Origin of the sequence: Curtobacterium sp. MCSS17_007, from assembly GCF_003234175.2 — a bacterium.
In the GTDB taxonomy this organism is placed as follows: domain Bacteria; phylum Actinomycetota; class Actinomycetes; order Actinomycetales; family Microbacteriaceae; genus Curtobacterium.
In genome coordinates this window covers 2885213-2904696 of the sequence record NZ_CP126257.1, presented here as the reverse complement: position 1 = coordinate 2904696, position 19484 = coordinate 2885213, and the positions used below count along the sequence as shown (strand labels likewise).

The window sequence follows — 19484 nt, the reverse complement described above, 5'->3', positions numbered from 1 at the left end:
TCAGGTGCGGATCAGCGGCTCCATGGTCGCGAGGTCCGCGCCGATCCCCACGTCGACGAGCTCGATCCGTCCCGCGAGCGTCGCCCCGGGGCCGGTGAGCAGACCCGCTTTCACACCGCCGAACGTCACCGTGACGTCGGCGTGCAGCACGTGGTCGTCCGCCACCGCGCCGGTGTCGACGTCGATGCCGCTCGGCACGTCGACGGCGACGACGAACGGGGCGCGCTGGTCGCGGGCGAGCTCGCGGATCGCGTCGACGACCTGCCGAGCGGGGGAACGCAGGGGAGTGCCGCTGCCCGCCCCGATGCCGAGGATGCCGTCGAGCACGAGGTCGGCCTCCGCGGCGGCCTCGGCGGCGACCGCCGCCAGGTGCTCGGCGTCCGGGGTCGCGGCAGCCTGCAGGATGTCGGCCGCGCCGGTGGTGCCGGCGCCTGCGTCGGATGGGCCGTCCGGGGCCCACGCCGCCGGATCCGGAGCGACGCGCCAGCGGCGGTCCGGCCGTGCCGGTGGGGCGAGGCGTGCCCCGGCGTCCAGCGCCGCTGCCAGGCCCGCCTCGTGGACGCGTGAGCCGACGCGCAGCACCGCCACGTGCCTCCCGTCCGCCGCCAGCCGCGCTCCCGCGAACAGGGCGTCGCCGCCGTTGTCGCCGCTGCCCACGAGCAGCAGGACCGATCCCGGCCCGTCCTGCGGGCGGACCGCGGGGTCGTCGAGCAGCTCGCCGACGATCCGTGCCAACCCGTCCGCAGCTCGCTGCATGAGGGGTTCCCCCGCCTCGAGGTGCGGCCGCTCCGCCGCCCGGACCTGATCGCCGCCGTAGCCGTCCATGACGACCACCATGCCCCGGTAGCCTGGTCGCGCCATGTCACTCGTCCCCGAAGCGCCCCGTCCCCGTGCCGTGATGTCCCCGGACGGCCTGAAGCTCGCGACGTACGACTTCGGCGAGCCGGACGCCCCCGTCGTGGTGGCCGTGCACGGCTTCGCCTCCGGTGCCGTCCTCAACTGGCACGCCTCCGGGTGGACGCGGGACCTCGTCCGCGCCGGGTACCGCGTCGTCGCGCTCGACCAGCGCGGACACGGGGCCTCGTCGAAGCCGCACGACCCGTCCGCGTACTCGATGGACCTGCTCGTCGCCGACGTCACCACCGTCATCGACACCTACCTGCTCGACGACGTCGCGTTCCTCGGGTACTCGCTCGGCGCCCGCGTCGGCTGGCACACCGCCGAGCGGATCCCGGACCGCATCTCGCGGGCCGTGCTCGGCGGGATCCCCGACGCCGACCCCATGCGTCGCGTCGCGGTCGACCAGGCGAAGGCGTACATCGCCGACGGCACCCCGGTCGAGGACCGCGTGACGAACGGCTACCTGCAGATGGCGGCGAACGTCGAGGGGAACGACCTGCGGGCGCTCGTGGCGATGGTCGAGGGGATGCGGAACAGCGTCGAGCCGACGCCGGAGAACGCACCGGCGCAGCCGATCCTGATGGCCGCCGGCAGCGAGGACGGGATCCGGGACAGCGCCGTGCGGCTGGCCGAGGCGGCACCGGACGCGTCGTTCTTCGAGATCCCGCGGCGGAACCACTTCAATGCGCCGACCTCGCGCGACTTCCGGGACGCGGCGATCGCGCTCCTGAGCGGCGGAACCACGCAGTGACACCGTTCGGTGCGCCGACCTCGCGCGACTTCCGGGACGCGGCGATCGCGTTCCTGAGCGGCGGAACCACGCAGTGACACCGTTCGTTGCGCCGACCTCGCGCGACTTCCGAGAGCGCGCAATCACGTTCTTGACCAGCACTGCCCTGTCCGAGAGGCGCTGAGGGGGCAGGGCTGACCCCCTGACGGGTACTGGCGGGACCCCTCGGATCCGGGAGACCGGGCGTAGCGTCCGGACATGGACTACAGACTCCTCGGCAACAGCGGGACATCGGTGTCGACGCTGACCCTCGGCACCATGACGTTCGGCAGCGAGGCCGACGAACCCACCTCCCACCAGATCCTCGACACGTTCGTCGCCGCGGGCGGCACCCTCGTCGACACGGCGGACGTCTACTCCGGCAACGAGTCCGAGCGGATCATCGGCCGATGGCTCGCCGCACACCCCACCGAGGCGCAGCAGGTCGTCATCGCGACGAAGGGCCGGTTCCCGCAGGGCGACGGCCCGAACGACCTCGGTCTGTCCCGCCGCCACCTGCGCGTCGCCCTCGACGCCTCGCTCGAACGGCTCGGCGTCGAGCACATCGACCTCTACCAGATGCACGCGTGGGACGCCCTGACGCCGGTCGAGGAGACCCTCCGCTTCCTCGACGACGCCGTGTCGGCGGGGAAGATCGGCTCGTACGGGTTCTCGAACTACCTCGGCTACCAGGTCACCAAGGCCGTGTACGAGGCGAAGGCGCACCACTGGGCCCCGCCCGTGACGCTGCAGCCGCAGTACAACCTGCTCGTCCGCGACATCGAGCACGAGGTCGTGCCCGCCTGTCTCGACGCCGGCATCGGCCTGCTGCCGTGGTCGCCCCTGGCGGGCGGCTGGCTCTCCGGCAAGTACCAGCGGGACGAGGCCCCGACCGGCTCGACCCGGCTCGGTGAGGACCCGCAGCGGGGCATGGAAGCGTGGGAGGCCCGCAATGCGGACGAGCGCACGTGGAAGGTGCTCGACGCGGTGTCCGCCGTCGCCGACGCCCACGGCGCCTCGCGGTCGCAGGTCGCCCTCGCCTGGCTCCTCGCCCGGCCCGCGGTCACCAGCGTCATCCTCGGCGCGCGCACCGTCGCACAGCTCGAGGACAACCTGGGCGCGGCCGACCTCGTGCTCACCGACGACGAGCTGCAGACCCTGACCGAGGCGAGCGCGCCGCGCGTCGACGACTACCCCTACGGCACGGCGGGCGTCGCACAGCGCGAACGCCGGATCACGGGCGGGCGCTGACCGGGCGCCTCCCGGCGACCACCCGGCGGACGACCAGCGCGGACGCAGACGAGGCGGCCGGATCCTGCACATCCGTGCGGGTTCGCGCGGAAGCGGACAGAAGCATGGACACGTCACCCGGGCCGATGACACCATCGACGTACGACCGGCTGGTTACCGCGTCGAGCGCCCGGAACGCCCCCTGATCCGCGTTCCACGCGCCGAAGGGCCCGGACGGCCATCCGTCCGGGCCCTTCGTCTCCCGATGTCTGGGGCCGGCAGCGGGACTCGAACCCGCAACCCCCGTATTACAAGTACGGTGCGCTACCAATTGCGCCATGCCGGCTGACGCGCCCATCCTAGCGGCGGACGCGTCGGGGGCTCACTCGCTCTGCTCGGAGAAGTTCAGCGACAGCGAGTTCATGCAGTAGCGGTCACCCGTCGGGGTGCCGAAGCCGTCGGGGAACACGTGCCCGAGGTGCGAGCCGCAGTTCGCACAGCGGACCTCGGTGCGCACCATGCCGAGCGACTTGTCCTCGATGAGCTGCACCGCCTCGGGCCGGACGGACTCGTAGAACGAGGGCCACCCGCAACCGGAGTCGAACTTCGTGCCGCTCTGGAACAGCTCCGCGCCGCACGCCGCACACGTGTAGATGCCGGCGCGCTCCTCGTCGAGCAGCTCGCCCGTCCACGGCCGCTCGGTCCCGGCCTGCCGGAGCACGGCGTACTGGTCCGGGGAGAGCTCCTCGCGCCACTGGGCGTCCGACTTGTCGACGTTGTACGCCATTGCTTCCTCCTGCTTCCGGTCGGGGCTCGATGGTGATGCCCGACCCCTTCAGTAAACTCGCGACGATGTCCGAGCATTCCGTCCGCCACGCCCGCTGGACCCGCCTGACGACGGACGAACTGTACGGCATCGTGCGGCTGCGGAACCGCGTGTTCGCGCTCGAGCAGCGGGTCACCGCTGACGACTTCGACGGTCGCGACCGCGAGCCCGACACCGAGCACTGGTGGTTCGGAGCGGACGACGATCCGGTCGGGTACCTCCGCCTGGTCCGGCCCGCGCCCGACGAGGCGCACCCCGCCGGGTCCGTCGCCCCGGCCTGGGTCGTCGGCCGGGTCGCCACGCACCCCGAGCACCGCGGCCGCGGGATCGCCAGCAGCCTGGTCGCCGCCGTGCTCGGTGCGCACGGGCACGAGCCGTTCGTCCTGCACGCCCAGGAGTACGTCGCGGGCCTGTACGAACGCCACGGCTTCGTCCGGTTCGGCGAGCCGTACGACGAGGCCGGCATCCGCCACGTCGGCATGCACCGCCCGTGACCGGGACGCACGAGCGGTACGCCGCCTACGCCGAGCGCATCGCCCCGGTGTCGCCGTCGTACGCGGCCTGGGCGCGGTCCGTCGACGGCGATCTGGTCGCGCTCCTGGACGCGGTCCCCGAGCAGCAGCGGCAGCCGGAGCTCGTCTTCGCGGTCGCACGGCGACTCGGCGCGGACCCGTCGGACCCGGGGTCCCTGCGTGCGCTCGGCCGGGAGGCCCGTCCCGCCTTCACAGCGGCACTCGCCACCGCCACGGTGCAGGCCAACGACCCGCGGCGGCTCGGTCCCGTCGTCCCGGTGTTCGCGGCGCTCGCCGCGGCCGACGAGCGGCCGCTCGGGCTCGTCGACGCCGGGGCGGCGGCCGGACTCTGCTCGATCCCGGACCGCGTGACCCTCGACCACCGCACCCCGGACGGCGTCGTCCGGGTGCACGCCGCCGTCGCCGAGCCCTCGGTGCACCTGACGGTCGAGACCAGCGGGACGGCCCCCGCGCCGACGACGACCCCGATCCGCATCGGCGCGCGGGTCGCGCTCGACCCGAACCCGATCGACCTCGCCGAGCCCGGGGCGTTCGACCGCCTGGTCGAGGCCGTCCCGCCCGAGGCGACGGACCGCACCGCCCTGATGCGCGAGGCAGCGCGCGCGACGCTCGCCGTGCCTCCCGTCCGGATCCGGGGCACGTTGCCGGGTGACCTCGACCGCGCCCTGGACGCGCTGCCGGACGGCGTCCGACCGGTGGTGCTCACCACCGGGACCCTGGTCTACGTGCCCGGGGCGGACCGGCAGCGCGTGGTGGACCGGCTCCGCGAGCGCGGCGTCCACTGGGTCGCCCTCGAGCGGACCGGCATCCTCCGCGGGGTCGCCGAGACCCTGCCCGCCGACGTGGACCCGGCGGACCCGGACGCCTTCGCCACGGTCTCGCTCGACGGCGTCGCCCTCGCGGTCTGCGACCCGTTCGGCGTCCGCGTGCGCTGGTTCCGGCGGCCCGGAGCCTGAACCGGGCTTCGCGACAGTCCAGGTGCGTGCCAGGGTGCAGCTGCCTGCCACCCCTACGATGTGCGAGACCCGTGACCGAACCGTGACCGGAAGTGCCGTGACCGCCCTCCCCACCGACGAGCTCAGTGAGCTCGACAAGCGCGTGCTCGCGTTCGAGCACGACCGGGCGCAGCACGACCGCACGAAGGAAGCGGACATCCGGGTCGAGTTCGACATGTCGCCGGCGCGGTACTACCAGGTGCTCAACCGCGTGATCGACCAGCCCGCCGCGCTCGCGTTCGACCCGCAGCTGGTCGGTCGACTGCAGCGGCTCCGGCACGCACGCACCCGAGCACGAGCGGCGCGCTCCTTCGTCGCGCCCCCTGCCACGCCCGATCCCCGTGAAGAGGAACGATGACCGAGAGATTCCCGCGAGACCGGTTCGACGACGTCACCGACGGTCCGCGCGTCGGCGCGCACCGTGGTGCCCGGCGCCGTGGGCGCGGCTGGGCGGCGTTCGCCTGGGCCGCGCTCGCGACCGGGGTCCTCGTGCTCGTCGGCGTGCTCGTGCTCGCGCTCCTCAACGGCAGCTACTCGTTCCCGGGCGCGACGTCCTCGCCGTCGCGCTCCTCGAGCCCGTCCGCGACCGCGTCGGCCGGGCCCTCGGAGCCGTCGGAGACGGCGTCCCCGACCGAGGAGGCACCGGGGGCGGCATCACCAGCTGACCAGGGTGCGACGAGCGTCGTGGTGCTCAACGGCACCACCACGACCGGTCTCGCCGCCCGCGCGAGTGCGTCGCTCACCTCCGCGGGGTGGAAGGTGACCTCGACGGGGGACGCCGGCACGACGGGCGCGACGACCTCGACCGTCTACTACCAGCAGGCGGAGCAGCAGGCCGTGGCGCAGGGCGTCGCGGACGCCCTCGGCATCACGGCCGTCCAGCAGTCGGCGGCCTTCCCGAACGCCGACGTCAGCGTCGTCCTCGGCGCCGACTACGGCGGCTGACGCGCTCGGCGGACGACGTTTGTGACAGGCGTGTTTCCGGCACGTTGATTTCTGACGGAATCGTCGTGAAAGAACGTCACACCCCTTGCCCTGTCGCTCCCCGTGGGCAAGAGTCATCGCCAGACGACGACCGTGTCGTTCGCAACAGCAGCACCAGGGAGCAAGAGATCATGGCCAACGGAACCGTGAAGTGGTTCAACGCCGAGAAGGGCTTCGGCTTCATCACCGTGGATGGAGGGGGCCAGGACGTGTTCGTGCACTACTCGGCAATCGACATGTCGGGGTACAAGGTCCTCGAGGAGGGCCAGGCGGTGACGTTCGACGTCGGGACCGGGGCGAAGGGGCCGCAGGCCGAGTCCGTCCGACCCGCCTGAACCCGGGCAACACCACGCGACGCGCCGTCCCGTCTGGGGCGGCGCGTCCGTCGTGTCCGGGGTCGGGGCGGCCCGGACCGGTCAGGCGCGAGGCCCCCGGGCTCGCACCGCGACCAGGTCGACGCGCTCGTGCCGCAGCATGTCCTGGGAAGACGACCCGGGCCTCCCGGCTGTGTTGCACTCGCACCCGGCGAGTGCCAGAATCGGCGTTGGCACTCGCTCACGCTGAGTGCCAGCACGACCCCCATGACGACGTCCGGGAGGGACGAGAAACTCACATGGCTAAGATCATTGCTTTCGACGAGGAGGCCCGCCGTGGCCTCGAGCGCGGCCTGAACACCCTGGCCGACGCCGTGAAGGTGACGCTCGGCCCGCGCGGCCGCAACGTCGTCCTCGAGAAGAAGTGGGGCGCCCCCACGATCACGAACGACGGTGTCTCCATCGCCAAGGAGATCGAGCTCGACGACCCGTACGAGAAGATCGGTGCGGAGCTCGTCAAGGAGGTCGCCAAGAAGACCGACGACGTCGCCGGTGACGGTACGACCACCGCGACCGTGCTCGCCCAGGCGCTCGTCCGCGAGGGCCTCCGCAACGTCGCCGCCGGTGCCGACCCCGTGTCGCTCAAGCGCGGCATCGAGAAGGCCGTCGCCGCCGTCTCCGACCAGCTCCTCGCCAACGCGAAGGACATCGAGACGAAGGACCAGATCGCCGCGACCGCGTCGATCTCGGCCGCTGACTCCACCATCGGCGAGCTCATCGCCGAGGCGATCGACAAGGTCGGCAAGGAGGGCGTCGTCACCGTCGAGGAGTCGAACACCTTCGGCACCGAGCTCGAGCTCACCGAGGGCATGCGCTTCGACAAGGGCTACCTGTCGCAGTACTTCGTCACGGACCCGGAGCGCCAGGAGGCGGTCTTCGAGGACCCGTACATCCTGATCGTCAACTCGAAGATCTCGAACATCAAGGACCTGCTGCCGGTCGTCGACAAGGTGATCCAGGCGGGCAAGCAGCTCCTCATCATCGCCGAGGACGTCGACGGCGAAGCCCTCGCGACGCTCGTCGTGAACAAGATCCGCGGCATCTTCAAGTCCGTCGCCGTCAAGGCCCCGGGCTTCGGTGACCGTCGCAAGGCCATGCTGCAGGACATCGCGATCCTGACCGGCGGCCAGGTCATCTCGGAGGAGGTCGGCCTCAAGCTCGAGAACGCGACCCTCGACCTGCTGGGCAAGGCCCGCAAGGTGATCATCACCAAGGACGAGACCACGATCATCGAGGGTGCCGGCGACGACGAGCAGATCGCGGGCCGCGTCCGTCAGATCCGCTCCGAGATCGAGGCGACCGACTCCGACTACGACCGCGAGAAGCTCCAGGAGCGTCTCGCCAAGCTCGCCGGCGGCGTCGCCGTCATCAAGGCGGGTGCGGCGACCGAGGTCGAGCTCAAGGAGCGCAAGCACCGCATCGAGGACGCTGTCCGCAACGCGAAGGCCGCCGTCGAGGAGGGCATCGTCGCCGGTGGTGGCGTCGCGCTCATCCAGGCGTCCGTCGCGCTCGACTCGCTCACCCTCGAGGGTGACGAGGCGACCGGTGCGAACATCGTCCGCGTCGCGATCGACGCGCCGCTCAAGCAGATCGCGCTGAACGCCGGTCTCGAGCCGGGCGTCGTCGCCGCCAAGGTCCGCGAGCTCGAGTCGGGTCACGGCCTCAACGCCGCGACCGGCGAGTACGTCGACCTGGTGGCCGCGGGCATCATCGACCCGGCCAAGGTCACGCGCTCGGCGCTGCAGAACGCCGCGTCGATCGCCGGTCTGTTCCTGACCACCGAGGCCGTCGTCGCCGACAAGCCGGAGAAGACCCCGGCCATGCCGGCCGGCGACCCCACGGGTGGCATGGACTTCTAGTCCCGGTAGCCGGAAGGGCCCCGCACGCAGCGCGCGTGCGGGGCCCTTCCGCGTGCGGGGCGGGGCGGGGCTGGTGCGGGGGCTGGCGCCGGGGGAGTCCCGGTCGCACGACTTGCCGCTCAAGTTCCTCCGCGACGGCAAGTCGTGCGCCGGCAACGACCACGCGCGGCACGTCGTGCGACGGGAACGCAGGTGCTTTTCCCGCACAGGAGGCTCGGCGGGTGGCAGTCTCCACAGCTGCGCCCGCCTCGACCGGCGGTGACCCTCCGTGGGTCCAGCATGCACTCATGTCCACCCCGCGCGCATTACCTGAGGGCCTGGCGGATCGGGTCTTCACCGTCGCTGAAGCTCGTCGGTCCGGCGAGGGTACGAGCCGCATGCGCCGTGCTGATCTCCGGCGTCCCGTCCACGGCGTCCGCGTACCTCGTGATCGCGAGGCCAGCCTGGTCGAGTGCATCGCCCTGGTGCTCCGGCCCGACCAGCGCTTCAGCCATGCGACCGCCGCCAGCCTGTGGGGAGCGCCGGTGCCGAGGGAACACCCTGGAGGATCGCAGGTCCACGTGGCGACCGTCGGAGCAGCAGGCCTCATGCGTCGCCCGGGCGTCACTGCTCACCGTGTGCACGACGATGACACCGTCGAGCAGGACGGCGTCCCGGTCAGCGCGCCCGCCCGCGCCTGGGCGGAGTGTGCCACCCTCTTCGACCTCCGGGCGCTCGTCGTCCTCGGCGACCACCTCGTGGGACGCGCGGGGCTCGCCACGGTCGAGGACCTCGCGCGGGCCCTCCGTCCACGCGGGCGCGGAGTCGTCCTCGCACGGGCTGCGCTCGAAGCCGTGCGACCGGGGAGCGAGTCACCCATGGAGACGCTGGTCCGACTCGACGTCGTCGATGCTGGCTTCCCGGAGCCCGTGCTCAACCACGAGGTGTTCGACGAACGCGGGACCTTCCTCGGACGGGTGGACATGTGCTGGCCCGGGCTCCGTATCGCACTCGAGTACGACGGCGACCACCACCGCGAGCGCGACGTCTTCCGGCACGATCAACGCCGTGGGAACGGGTTCGCCGTCAACGGGTGGATCGTGGTGCACGCGACGGCTGCAGACGCGGCTCGACCCGCGGTGCTGTTCGAACGACTCCGCCAGGCCTTCGCCGCCCGGACGTGAACCGATCCGGTAGCTCGCAGGTCCCTCCGGGGGACTGGGCCCGTTCAGCCGAGTCGCACGACTTGCCGTCTGCGGCCGTTCGAGTCGCACGACTTGCCGCCTCGGGCGGAGATGAGCGGCAAGTCCTGCGACCGGAACGGCGGCCGGCGGCCGGCGGCCGGCTCGCCGGGCGGCCGGGCGGCCGGCTGCCGGGCGCCCGTCAGGCGGCGGGGGACTTCGGGGCCGGGGTGTAGTCGCGGGGGAGCAGGGGGAGCCAGACGCGGAAGGTGGCGCCACCGCCCTCGGTGTCGAACACCTCGACCGACCCGTTGTGTGCGTGCACGATGCCGGACACGATCGCGAGACCGAGGCCCGAGCCGCCGGTGTCACGCGCGCGCGAGGTGTCCGCACGCCAGAAGCGCTGGAAGATCTTCTCGCGGAGCTGCGGCGGGATGCCCTCGCCGTGGTCGATGACGTCGATGTGCGCCATGCCCCGCTCGTCGTCCACGCCGATGCCGATCTCGATCGGGTCGTCGTGCTCGGTGAACCGCATCGCGTTGCCCATCAGGTTCGTCACGACCTGACGGATCTTGTTCTCCTCCGCCAGCACGATCGGCGGCCGTGCGGGGAGCACGACGGTCGGCAGCGGGCTGGTCTCGTCGGTCGGGGCGACGCCCTCGACGCCCATCGCCCGGTTGCGACGTGCTCGGAGCCGCGCGATCGTCTGCCGTGAGAACGCGATCGGTCCGGTCGTGTTCGCCGAGGGCGGGGAGACCGGGGCCTCGCCGGTGTCGGTCTGCCCGGAGGCACCCGGGCGCACCGCCTGCGGCACGCTCACACCCGTGACGGAGTCCTCGACGAGCACCTGGATCTCGCGGTCGGGGTTGGACGCCATGGTGTCCAGCGCGGAGTCGCGGGCGATCGCGACGAGGTCGACCGGTCCGAGTTCGAGCGGCTTGGACTCGTCGATGCGTGCGAGCTGGAGCAGGTCCTGCACGAGCAGGCCCATGCGCTGGGCCTCCTTCTCGATGCGCTCCATCGCCTGGGCGACGTCCTCTTCCTTGCGCAGGGCACCCATCCGGTAGAGCTCGGCGTACCCGCGCAGCGACACCAGCGGGGTGCGGAGCTCGTGCGACGCGTCGCCGACGAAGCGCCGCATCTGGTCGATCGTCCGCTCGCGGTCCTCGAATGCCGAGTCGATGCGCTCGAGCATCGCGTTGAGCGAGCGGTTGAGCCGGCCCACCTCGGTGTTCGGGGTGTCCGCCTCGAGTCGTTGGTTGAAGTCGCCGGCGGCGAACCGGGCGGCCGTGTCCTCGACGTCGCGCAGCGGGTCGAACGTGGCGGTGACGAGGAGTCGGGTGAGCATCGCGCCGAGCAGGATCACCGAGATGCCGAAGCCCAGGAAGATGACCGTGAACCGCGCGATGGTCTGGTCGGTGTCGGCGCTCGAGACGGCCACGAGCACGAAGCCCGTCTCGGTGGTGCCGCTCGACTGGTTCTGCAGCGAGGCGGGGATCACCTGCGCCCGCCACTCGTGGGCGTGCTGGCTGTCGTACAGCGAGAAGCGCTGCGAGCTCTGCGCCGCACCGGCGAAGTCGAGGGAGCGGATGTCCGGTCGGCTCGATGCCCGTGTCTGGCAGATCTTGTCGCCACGGGCGTCGTAGGCAGCGACGTACGCGCTCTGCGAGAGGACGACCGACAGCGTGCAGTACTGCTGACCGTCGCTGATGTTCTGGCCCTCGAGCTGCTCGGTCGTCTGCTTGACCGTGTTGTCGAGCTGCTGCATGAGGTAGGTCGACAGCACCGTCATGGTGCCGAGGCCGGCGACGAGCAGACCGAGCGCGACGAGCAGCACCGTGATCCCGGTGATCTTGGTGCGGAGGGAGATCCCGTCCCACCAGCGGCTCATTCGCGTGTGCATGCTGCCCCAACGATAAGCGGCGACCGCCCGGTGAAACCGGACGGTCGCCGAGTGCTCGGCGTCAGGACGCCTTGGTCGCCTTCAGCATGTAGCCGAAGCCGCGCTTCGTCTGGATGATCGGCTCGGTCGAGTACTGGTCGAGCTTGCGGCGCAGGTAGGAGATGTACGACTCGACGATGCCCGCGTCGCCGTTGAAGTCGTACTCCCAGACGTGGTCGAGGATCTGCGCCTTCGACAGCACGCGGTTCGGGTTGAGCATGAGGTAGCGGAGGAGCTTGAACTCGGTGGGCGACAGCTCGATCTGTGCGTCGCCGATGGTGACCTCGTGCGTGTCCTGGTCCATCGTCAGTTCGCCGGCGCGGATGATGGCGTCCTCTTCGTCGTTCATCGTGCGACGCAGGATCGCCTTGATGCGCGCGACGATCTCGTCGAGGGAGAACGGCTTCGTGACGTAGTCGTCGCCGCCGACGGTGAGACCGGTGATCTTGTCCTCGGTGTCGTCCTTCGCGGTGAGGAACAGGATCGGCGAGGTGTAGCCCGACGAGCGGAGGCGCTTGGTGACGCCGAAGCCGTTCATGTCGGGGAGCATGACGTCGAGGATGATCAGGTCGGGCTCCTCCTCGAGCACCGCGGAGATCGCCTGGGCACCGTTGCCGACCGCGCGGACGGCGAACCCGGCGAAGCGCAACGAGGTCGTGAGGAGGTCGCGGATGTTCGGCTCGTCGTCGACGATCAGGATCTTGGGGCCATCGGTCATGCGCCCATCCTCTGACCGTTCCCTAGAGGTTTCCTGGGAGCGGGTCGTGTACTGGCTACGCGGCGGCCAGGACCTGGTCGGCGTCGAGGATCGTGTACGCGTACCCCTGCTCTGCGAGGAACCGCTGGCGGTTCTGTGCGAAGTCCTGGTCGACGGTGTCCCTCGTGACGAGCGTGTAGAACGACGCCGGCAGGCCGTCCTTGTTCGGGCGGAGCAGACGACCGAGGCGCTGCGCTTCCTCCTGCCGCGACCCGAACGAGCCGGACACCTGGATCGCGACGGTCGCGTCGGGCAGGTCGACCGAGAAGTTCGCGACCTTCGACACCACGAGCACGTCGATGGAGCCCTGTCGGAACGCCTGGAACAGCCGCTCACGCTCGTCGACGGGCGTCGAACCGGTGATCTCCGCCGCGTCGAGCGAGGCGGCCAGGTCGTCGAGCTGGTCGATGTACTGCCCGATGACGAGGATCTGCTCGCCGTGGTGCTTCCCGATGAGCTCCCGCACGACCGGGGTCTTCGCCGGTGACGTCGCGGCGAGCCGGTAGCGCTCGTCGTCGCCGGACGCCGCGTACTCCAGGCGGTCCTGGTGGGGCAGGTCGATCCGGACCTCGTAGCAGGCCGCGGGCGAGATGTAGCCCTGCGCTTCGATCTCCTTCCACGGGGCGTCGTACCGTTTCGGCCCGATGAGCGAGAAGACGTCGCTCTCGCGGCCGTCCTCGCGCACCAGGGTCGCCGTCAGTCCGAGCCGCCGGCGCGCCTGGAGGTCAGCGGTCAGCTTGAACACGGGCGCGGGCAGCAGGTGTACCTCGTCGTAGACGATGAGGCCCCAGTCGAGGGCGTCGAGGAGTGACAGGTGCGTGTACTCGCCCTTCCGTCGCGCGGTGAGGATCTGGTAGGTCGCGATCGTGACCGGGCGGATCTCCTTCGACGTGCCGGAGTACTCGCCGATGTCCTCCGGCGTGAGCGTGGTCCGGCGGAGCAGCTCGTCACGCCACTGGCGGGCGGACACGGTGTTCGTCACGAGGATGAGCGTCGTCGCCTTCACCGTGGCCATCGCACCGGCGCCGACGAGCGTCTTGCCGGCGCCGCAGGGGAGCACGACGACGCCGGAGCCCTGCGCGAAGAACGTGTCGACGGCCTGCTCCTGGTAGGGGCGCATGTGCCACGACGCCGTGTCGAGGTCGATCGGGTGCGGCTGCCCCGGCGTGTAGCCGGCCAGGTCCTCCGCCGGCCAGCCGAGCTTCACGAGCTCCTGCTTGACCTGCCCGCGTGCCCAGGGCTGCAGTTCGATCTCCGAGGACGAGCGCTGGTCGCCGAGCAGGGGCTTGATGCGCTTCGACCGGGTGACCTCGGCCAGGACGGACGGGTCCTCGGCGGTGAGCAGGAGGACCGGTTGCCGCTCGAGCTCCTCGGTCGGGGAGTTCGCGATCGCCGGAGCGTCCTCGCGCTCCTCTCGACGGATCACGAGCCGCCCGTAGCGCGAGACGGTGTCGCGGATGTCGACCGTCACGCTCTGCGGGACCGGGAACTTCGCGAAGCGCTCGAGCGTGCTGATCATCGATTCGGCGTCGTGCCCTGCGGCACGGGCGTTCCACAGTCCGAGCCGCGTGATGCGGTACGTGTGGACGTGCTCGGGCGCGCGCTCGAGCTCGGCGAAGGCCGCGAGTTCGTGCCGGGCGTCCTCTGCCTGGGGGTGCGCGACCTCGAGGAGCACGGTGCGGTCACTCTGCACGATCAGCGGTCCGTTCATGACGGATCAGCCTAGGCGGCGCGGCTGCGAGCCGCCGTCGGGACTGCGCTGCGGTGGGGAATCGGCCTGCCGGTCACGCCTGTGCAGGAACGGGATCCGTCAGGCGTCGCTCTCGACCGCGACGACGAGGGACAGCGGCAGCGTGCGTTCGACGTCGACGGACGTGTCCCGACCGCGCACCCGACCGGCGGCGACCGACGTCGGCACGATCGAGAACGGCCGCTCCGACCCGTCGGGCATCCGCACCGTGAGCCGGATCGGCGTCTTCCCGCGGACCGCCAGGTCGATCTGCCGCCCGAGCCACTCCTGCTCCGGCTCCGCCTCGCCCCGCTCGGTGGTCAGTCGCAGTCGCGCCACGAGCGCGTGGGCCGCCTGCTCCGGGGATCGTCCGCCGGCACGTCGACGGACGGGAGGCCCGTCCTGCGTCGCGGGGTGGGCCGCGGCCGTCAGCGCGGCCGGGTACCGCTGCTCCTCGAGCGCCGCGTGGACCACGTGCGGTGGGTGGGTGGTCGTCAGCGTGCCGAGGTCGGGCCGCTCCCACGACAGCTGCTGCAGCTCCGCGTCCACACCCACCAGGTCGAGCTGCTCGGGGGTGCCGTGCAGGACCGTGCCCCGACCGTCCGCGGCGAGGTCGACGACGATGCCGCCGTCCCGCGTCGCGACCTGGTCGACCAGGTACGTCAGGGGCTGCGGCACGTCGGTGGCCGACAACCGGTCGAGCAGTGCGAGCAGGTCGTCGCGGGTGCTGCCCGCACGGAGGGCCCGTCGGACGGACTCCTCGGAGACGCGGTACCGGGCGGCCAGACCGGGTGCCTCGAGGTCGGCCACGGTGCGGAGCGCCTCGTCGTCGGCCGGCGACAGCGGGCCCGGCGCGATGACGGTCAGGTCGTGCTGCAGGTAGACGTTCGCCACGGTCGGCGGCAGGTCCTCGACGGCCGCGGTGGCGTCCCCGCCTAGGACGGCACGGCCGGTCGGGGTCACGGTGCCGTCGACGGCCAGGCCGAGCACCTCGGCGGTGCCGGCGACGTCGAGCAGGACCGCGTCGAGCCAGCGTGCGCCCGCCGGGAACGCCCAGCGCCCGACGGCCACCAGGTCGTGCAGGTCGTCGTCGGCCGTCCGGAGCACCTCGTGCACGGCCGGGTCGAGGGACCGCCACCACCGTCCGGCCAGGTCGACCCACCGGTCCGGCCACGCGGCCACGAGCCAGGAGCGACCCTCGTCGGTGACGGCCCAGCGGCCCTCGCCGGGATCGGCGAGCCCGGTGTCGTCGAGCAGAGCGAGGCGGTCCGGCACGGAGTCCGGGTCGGCGCCGACGCGCTCACCGAGGGTGCGGGCGAGCGGGGTGCCGATGCCGCCCTTCACGAGCTCGCGGACCTCGCCCGCGTCGACCGCCCGCAGCAGCTCGGCGAGCACCGTCATCGTCGTGAACGCGTGCTCCGCGCCGGTCGCGCGGACGCGGTCCTGGTCGGCCACCTGGTCCTCGGGCGCAGCGGGGCGCACCGGGGCCGTGCCTCCCGGCCGGAGGTCGGCGAGCTCGGGGTGGGCGGCCAGTCGTGCGGCGACCGCGTCGTCGACGGCACCGTCGGCGTCGGCCAGGCCCAGCGCGACCGCCGGAGCGAGTGCCCCGACGTCCGTCGAGCCGTCTCGGAGCGCGAGCAGCGTCGCACGCGGCAGGTGCTCCAGGGCGGCGTCGACGGCATCGTCGGTGCGGAGCGCCTCGGCGAGGTCGAAGAAGTCCGCCGCGTGCTGCGGCCCGGAGTCCGCGAGGACTGCCGCGGGCAGCCGGCGGGCGACGACGAGCCGTTCCAGCTCGTCGTCGGGCATCGCCCGCAGTCGGGCGGCGAGGTCGGCGGTGGTCGTCATCGTCCGCCGCTCCCGGTCGGCGCCGGTCCTCAGCGTGCCGACCGGTTCTCGCGGGCGCGCTTCGACCAGGTGAGGCCGAGCAGGACAAAGACGAGCAGCATCCCGATCGGCAGGCCGACCAGCGGGACCGCCATGATCACGGGCCACGGCATCGAGCCCTGCGCGCTCGGCGCGGTGAGCCACATCACGATCATCGCGGCGATGCAGAGGAAGGCGGCGATGAAGATGCCGCCGATCATGAACCCGAGGACGCGTTCGGTACGATTGAACGTCACCGGGGGCTCCGCGGAATCGCGCGTGTTCCCGGTGGATCGGGTCGGCTTGGCCATCGGCCCAGGATATCCGACGCACCACGGCCGTTCCACGACCACGAGGAGTCCACGCATGCCCACCGGCAAGGTCAAGTTCTACGACGACCAGAAGGGGTTCGGGTTCATCACCGGCGACGACGGTGAGCCGGTCTTCCTGCACGCGTCCTCGCTGCCGGACGGCGTCACCTCGGTCAAGGCCGGCACGCGCCTCGAGTACGGCGTCGTCCAGGGCAAGAAGGGCTCGCAGGCGCTGTCCGTCCGGCTGCTCGAGCCCGCGCCCTCGCTCGCCAAGATGTCCCGCCGCTCCGCCGACGACATGGCCGTCATCGTCGAGGACCTCGTGAAGGAGCTCGACCGGATCAGCGGCGACCTCCGTCACGGTCGCTACCCGAAGAACGGCGAGCGCATCGCCGCGATCCTGCGCCACGTCGCAGACCAGCTGGACGCCTGATGGTCGACCACACCGAGCTCGCGCGGAAGGCGCTGCTCGAGGTCACGCCGGCGTCGACGGTCGGTCAGCCGGTCGGCACCGTGGACGAGGGCGACGGCGTCGTGTCGGTCCTGTTCTCGAACCGGATGCCCGGGTACCCCGGGTGGCGCTGGACGGTCTCGATCGCGCAGGTCGAGGGCGACGAGCCCACCGTGCTCGAGGTCGAGCTCATGCCGGGCGACGGCTCGCTGCTCGCACCGGACTGGGTGCCGTGGGCCGACCGGATGGCGGAGTACCGCGCCGGGCAGGACGCCGACGACGAGGACGCCGACGAGGACGACGAGGACGCCGACGCGGACGAGGACCTCGACGACGACGCCGAAGAAGCCGACTACGAGGACCCGGACGACGACGAGGCCGACGACGATGCCTCGGACGACGACGACGACGAGTTCGAGGACGACGAGGACGACCTCGAGGAGTCGGACGACGACGAGCTGGACGGTGTCGACGTCGACGCGGCCGGCGACGACACGGACGACGCCGACACCGACGACGAGGACGCAGGCGACGAGGACACTCCGGTCGAGGAACCCGCTCCGACGCGCTCCCGCGGCTCGCGTCGACGAGCGTCGCGCGTCCGTCCGACCGACCCCGACGAGGACCTCGAACTCGACCGGCTCGACCCGTCCGAGACGGACCCGGAGCGCCACGGCGCCTGACGCGCCCCGCAGACGCGACGGGAGGCGCGGTGCCAGCCGGCACCGCGCCTCCCGTCGCGTTCGTGGTCCGGTCAGCCGCGCAGTTCGCCCACCACGAAGTCGATCGCCCGCACGAGCGTGGCGACGTCGTCCGGGTCGATCGCGGTGAAGGTCGCGACGCGGAGCTGGTTGCGGCCGAGCTTCCGGTACGGCTCGGTGTCGACGATGCCGTTGGCGCGGAGCGTCGCGGCCACGGCCTTCGCGTCGACCGACTCGTCGAGGTCGATCGTCGCCACGACCTGCGACCGGTGCGCGGGGTCGGTGACGAACGGAGTGGCGTAGTCCGAGGCCTCGGCCCACTCGTAGAGCGTCGAGGACGAGGTCCGCGTGCGGGTGTCCGCCCAGGCCAGGCCACCCGACCCGTTGATCCAGCTGACCTGGTCGTCGAGCAGGAGCAGGGTCGCGAGCGCCGGGGTGTTCAACGTCTGGTCGAGGCGCGAGTTGTCCACGGCGTTCTTCAGGGAGAGGAACTCCGGGATGTACCGGTCCGAGGCGGCGATGCGCTCGACCCGCTCGATCGCGGCGGGGGAGAACAGCGCGAGCCAGAGCCCGCCGTCCGACGCGAAGTTCTTCTGCGGGGCGAAGTAGTAGACGTCCGTGGCCGACACGTCGAAGGCGGCACCGCCGGCGGCGCTCGTGGCGTCGACGACGGTCAGCGCGCCGTGGTCTCCCGCGGCGCGGACGACCGGGGCCATGACGCCCGTCGACGTCTCGTTGTGCGGGTAGGCGTAGACGTCGACGCCCTCGACCGGCTCGAGCGCCGCGAGGGACCCGCCCGGGGCCTCGACGACGTGCGGGGCCTCGAGCCACGGCGTCCTCGTGGCCTTCGCGAACTTCGAGCCGAACTCGCCGAAGGACAGGTTCTCGGCCCGTCGCTCGACCAGGCCGAAGGCGGCGGCGTCCCAGAACGCGGTCGAGCCGCCGTTGCCGAGGACGACCTCGTAGCCGTCGGGGAGCTGGAAGAGGTCGGCGAGACCACGGCGGACGCTGCCGACCAGGTCCTTGACGGGCTTCTGGCGGTGGGACGTGCCGAGGATCGTCGCCCCGCGGGTCACGAGGGACTCGAGCTGCGCGCCGCGGATCTTGGACGGTCCGCAGCCGAAGCGACCGTCGGTGGGGAGGAGTTCGGCGGGGATGACGATGTCTGCCATGCGCCGATCCTAGCGATCGGTATCCCAGCGCTCCCGACCCTGCACCGGCCGGACGGGGCGGACTCGAGCCGCTCCTCCAGGCCGTCGAGCGCGCCCGTCGTGCGGTGTTGTCGCACTGCTCAAGTAGGGTGGAGCGCGCTCGGCCCAGACATGAGAGGCGGACCGTGACCGATCTCGTCGACACCACGGAGATGTACCTGCGGACGATCCTCGACCTCGAGGAAGAGGGGATCGTGCCGCTGCGCGCGCGCATCTCGGAGCGGCTCGGCCACTCCGGCCCCACGGTCTCGCAGACCATCGCCCGCATGGAGCGCGACGGACTCGTCGTCGTGTCCGGGGACCGGCACCTCGAGCTCACGGGCGAGGGACGTTCGCGTGCCACCCACGTGATGCGGAAGCACCGGCTCGCCGAGCGGCTGCTCGCGGACGTCATCGGGCTCGACTGGGCCTTCGTGCACGACGAGGCCTGCCGCTGGGAGCACGTGATGAGCGAGCAGGTCGAGGTCCGGCTGCTCGAGATGCTCGGCAACCCGACGGAGTCGCCGTACGGCAACCCGATCCCCGGACTCGCCGAGATCGGTGGGCCGACCGCGGGGCAGTTCCTCGACGGTGTGCAGAACATCGTCGCCGCGACCGACGGCACCGACGCGGTGGCCACCGGCGTGGTGCGCCGCCTGGGCGAGCCCGTGCAGTTCGAGCCCGAGCTGCTGCACCAACTCCGGACCGCCGGTGTCATGCCCGGCCGGGTCGCGAGCGTGCAGCGTGCCGGCGCCTACGTCGCCGTCCGTGTCGAGGGCGAGGACGCCGGGATCGAGCTCCCGACCGAGGTCGCGCAGCACGTCTACATCGAGCGCTCCTGAGGCCCGGAGTGCCCTGTCGAGCCTGAGAATCGGCACATGATCACGGGCGGGAACCGCTGCTGATCAGG

The 19484-nt window shown here is 71.8% G+C and carries 21 protein-coding genes and 1 tRNA gene; 12 read left to right on the top strand and 10 right to left on the bottom strand.

Annotated elements, in window-relative coordinates; translation table 11 throughout:
- Positions 1-861, bottom strand: a complete 861-nt coding sequence (locus tag DEJ22_RS13790; RefSeq protein ID WP_258379728.1) for an NAD(P)H-hydrate epimerase — start codon at positions 859-861, stop codon at positions 1-3.
- On the opposite strand from DEJ22_RS13790, the gene DEJ22_RS13785 reads away from it, so the two are divergent.
- Entirely contained in the window at positions 860-1651 is a 792-nt protein-coding gene (locus DEJ22_RS13785; RefSeq protein WP_111228280.1) for an alpha/beta fold hydrolase, read from the top strand. The two genes, DEJ22_RS13790 and DEJ22_RS13785, sit on opposite strands and share 2 nt — an antisense overlap.
- 237 nt (positions 1652-1888) lie before the next feature.
- On the top strand, positions 1889-2920 hold the full coding sequence (locus tag DEJ22_RS13780) for an aldo/keto reductase (protein WP_111228281.1): 1032 nt from the start codon (positions 1889-1891) through the stop codon (positions 2918-2920).
- Between the two features lie 249 nt (positions 2921-3169).
- Here DEJ22_RS13780 and DEJ22_RS13775 read toward each other — a convergent pair.
- Both DEJ22_RS13775 and msrB read right to left on the bottom strand, forming a co-directional pair.
- Positions 3170-3245: transfer RNA gene (locus DEJ22_RS13775), tRNA-Thr, on the bottom strand.
- Positions 3246-3281: 36 nt separating this feature from the next.
- Positions 3282-3686 (bottom strand): peptide-methionine (R)-S-oxide reductase MsrB, encoded by a 405-nt coding sequence (gene msrB, locus DEJ22_RS13770; protein WP_111228282.1) that lies wholly within the window; start codon positions 3684-3686, stop codon positions 3282-3284.
- 65 nt (positions 3687-3751) lie between these two features.
- Between msrB and DEJ22_RS13765 the strand changes: the two genes are divergently transcribed.
- The 6 genes from DEJ22_RS13765 to groL all read left to right on the top strand — a co-directional run bounded on the left by DEJ22_RS13765 (position 3752) and on the right by groL (position 8470).
- Entirely contained in the window at positions 3752-4219 is a 468-nt protein-coding gene (locus tag DEJ22_RS13765; protein ID WP_181430979.1) for a GNAT family N-acetyltransferase, read from the top strand.
- Positions 4216-5214, top strand: a complete 999-nt coding sequence (locus DEJ22_RS13760) for a DUF2332 family protein (protein WP_111228284.1) — start codon at positions 4216-4218, stop codon at positions 5212-5214. The genes DEJ22_RS13765 and DEJ22_RS13760 overlap by 4 nt, the downstream gene beginning before the upstream one ends.
- Before the next feature lie 97 nt (positions 5215-5311).
- The gene (locus DEJ22_RS13755; RefSeq protein WP_258379729.1) at positions 5312-5611 is read left to right on the top strand and encodes a DUF3263 domain-containing protein; all 300 of its coding nucleotides are present in this window, start codon (positions 5312-5314) and stop codon (positions 5609-5611) included.
- On the top strand, positions 5608-6198 hold the full coding sequence (locus DEJ22_RS13750) for a LytR C-terminal domain-containing protein (protein ID WP_111228286.1): 591 nt from the start codon (positions 5608-5610) through the stop codon (positions 6196-6198). The genes DEJ22_RS13755 and DEJ22_RS13750 overlap by 4 nt, the downstream gene beginning before the upstream one ends.
- A gap of 170 nt (positions 6199-6368) precedes the next feature.
- On the top strand, positions 6369-6572 hold the full coding sequence (locus DEJ22_RS13745) for a cold-shock protein (protein WP_058740472.1): 204 nt from the start codon (positions 6369-6371) through the stop codon (positions 6570-6572).
- A 278-nt stretch (positions 6573-6850) separates the two neighbouring features.
- The gene (gene groL / locus DEJ22_RS13740; protein WP_111228287.1) at positions 6851-8470 is read left to right on the top strand and encodes a chaperonin GroEL; all 1620 of its coding nucleotides are present in this window, start codon (positions 6851-6853) and stop codon (positions 8468-8470) included.
- Positions 8471-8775: 305 nt separating this feature from the next.
- Here groL and DEJ22_RS13735 read toward each other — a convergent pair whose 3' ends face one another.
- Entirely contained in the window at positions 8776-8964 is a 189-nt protein-coding gene (locus tag DEJ22_RS13735) for a hypothetical protein (RefSeq protein WP_111228558.1), read from the bottom strand.
- A 123-nt stretch (positions 8965-9087) separates the two neighbouring features.
- Between DEJ22_RS13735 and DEJ22_RS13730 the strand changes: the two genes are divergently transcribed.
- Entirely contained in the window at positions 9088-9633 is a 546-nt protein-coding gene (locus DEJ22_RS13730) for a hypothetical protein (protein WP_284174737.1), read from the top strand.
- A 199-nt stretch (positions 9634-9832) separates the two neighbouring features.
- On the opposite strand, the gene DEJ22_RS13725 is transcribed toward DEJ22_RS13730, so the two are convergent.
- The 5 genes from DEJ22_RS13725 to DEJ22_RS13705 all read right to left on the bottom strand — a co-directional run bounded on the left by DEJ22_RS13725 (position 9833) and on the right by DEJ22_RS13705 (position 16178).
- Positions 9833-11533: a sensor histidine kinase gene (locus DEJ22_RS13725; RefSeq protein ID WP_284174736.1), complete on the bottom strand. Its 1701-nt coding sequence runs from the start codon at positions 11531-11533 to the stop codon at positions 9833-9835.
- A 61-nt stretch (positions 11534-11594) separates the two neighbouring features.
- The gene (locus DEJ22_RS13720) at positions 11595-12290 is read right to left on the bottom strand and encodes a response regulator transcription factor (protein WP_069713320.1); all 696 of its coding nucleotides are present in this window, start codon (positions 12288-12290) and stop codon (positions 11595-11597) included.
- 55 nt (positions 12291-12345) lie between these two features.
- Complete coding sequence (locus DEJ22_RS13715) at positions 12346-14040, bottom strand: DNA repair helicase XPB (RefSeq protein WP_111228523.1); 1695 nt, start codon at positions 14038-14040, stop codon at positions 12346-12348.
- A gap of 99 nt (positions 14041-14139) precedes the next feature.
- Positions 14140-15903: a helicase-associated domain-containing protein gene (locus tag DEJ22_RS13710; RefSeq protein ID WP_111228522.1), complete on the bottom strand. Its 1764-nt coding sequence runs from the start codon at positions 15901-15903 to the stop codon at positions 14140-14142.
- A gap of 29 nt (positions 15904-15932) precedes the next feature.
- Positions 15933-16178, bottom strand: a complete 246-nt coding sequence (locus DEJ22_RS13705; protein ID WP_146241831.1) for a hypothetical protein — start codon at positions 16176-16178, stop codon at positions 15933-15935.
- A 109-nt stretch (positions 16179-16287) separates the two neighbouring features.
- Here DEJ22_RS13705 and DEJ22_RS13700 point away from each other — a divergent pair, with 109 nt between their 5' ends.
- Both DEJ22_RS13700 and DEJ22_RS13695 read left to right on the top strand, forming a co-directional pair.
- A complete protein-coding gene (locus tag DEJ22_RS13700) occupies positions 16288-16665 on the top strand; it encodes a cold-shock protein (protein WP_058729979.1) in 378 nt (125 codons plus the stop codon).
- Positions 16665-17366, top strand: coding sequence for a DUF3027 domain-containing protein (locus DEJ22_RS13695; protein ID WP_111228520.1), 702 nt, complete (start codon positions 16665-16667; stop codon positions 17364-17366). The genes DEJ22_RS13700 and DEJ22_RS13695 overlap by 1 nt, the downstream gene beginning before the upstream one ends.
- Positions 17367-17437: 71 nt before the next feature.
- On the opposite strand, the gene serC is transcribed toward DEJ22_RS13695, so the two are convergent.
- Positions 17438-18556 (bottom strand): phosphoserine transaminase, encoded by a 1119-nt coding sequence (serC, locus tag DEJ22_RS13690; protein WP_111228519.1) that lies wholly within the window; start codon positions 18554-18556, stop codon positions 17438-17440.
- 164 nt (positions 18557-18720) lie between these two features.
- Here serC and DEJ22_RS13685 point away from each other — a divergent pair, with 164 nt between their 5' ends.
- The gene (locus DEJ22_RS13685) at positions 18721-19416 is read left to right on the top strand and encodes an iron-dependent transcriptional repressor DtxR (RefSeq protein ID WP_111228518.1); all 696 of its coding nucleotides are present in this window, start codon (positions 18721-18723) and stop codon (positions 19414-19416) included.
- Positions 19417-19484: the final 68 nt, after the last annotated feature.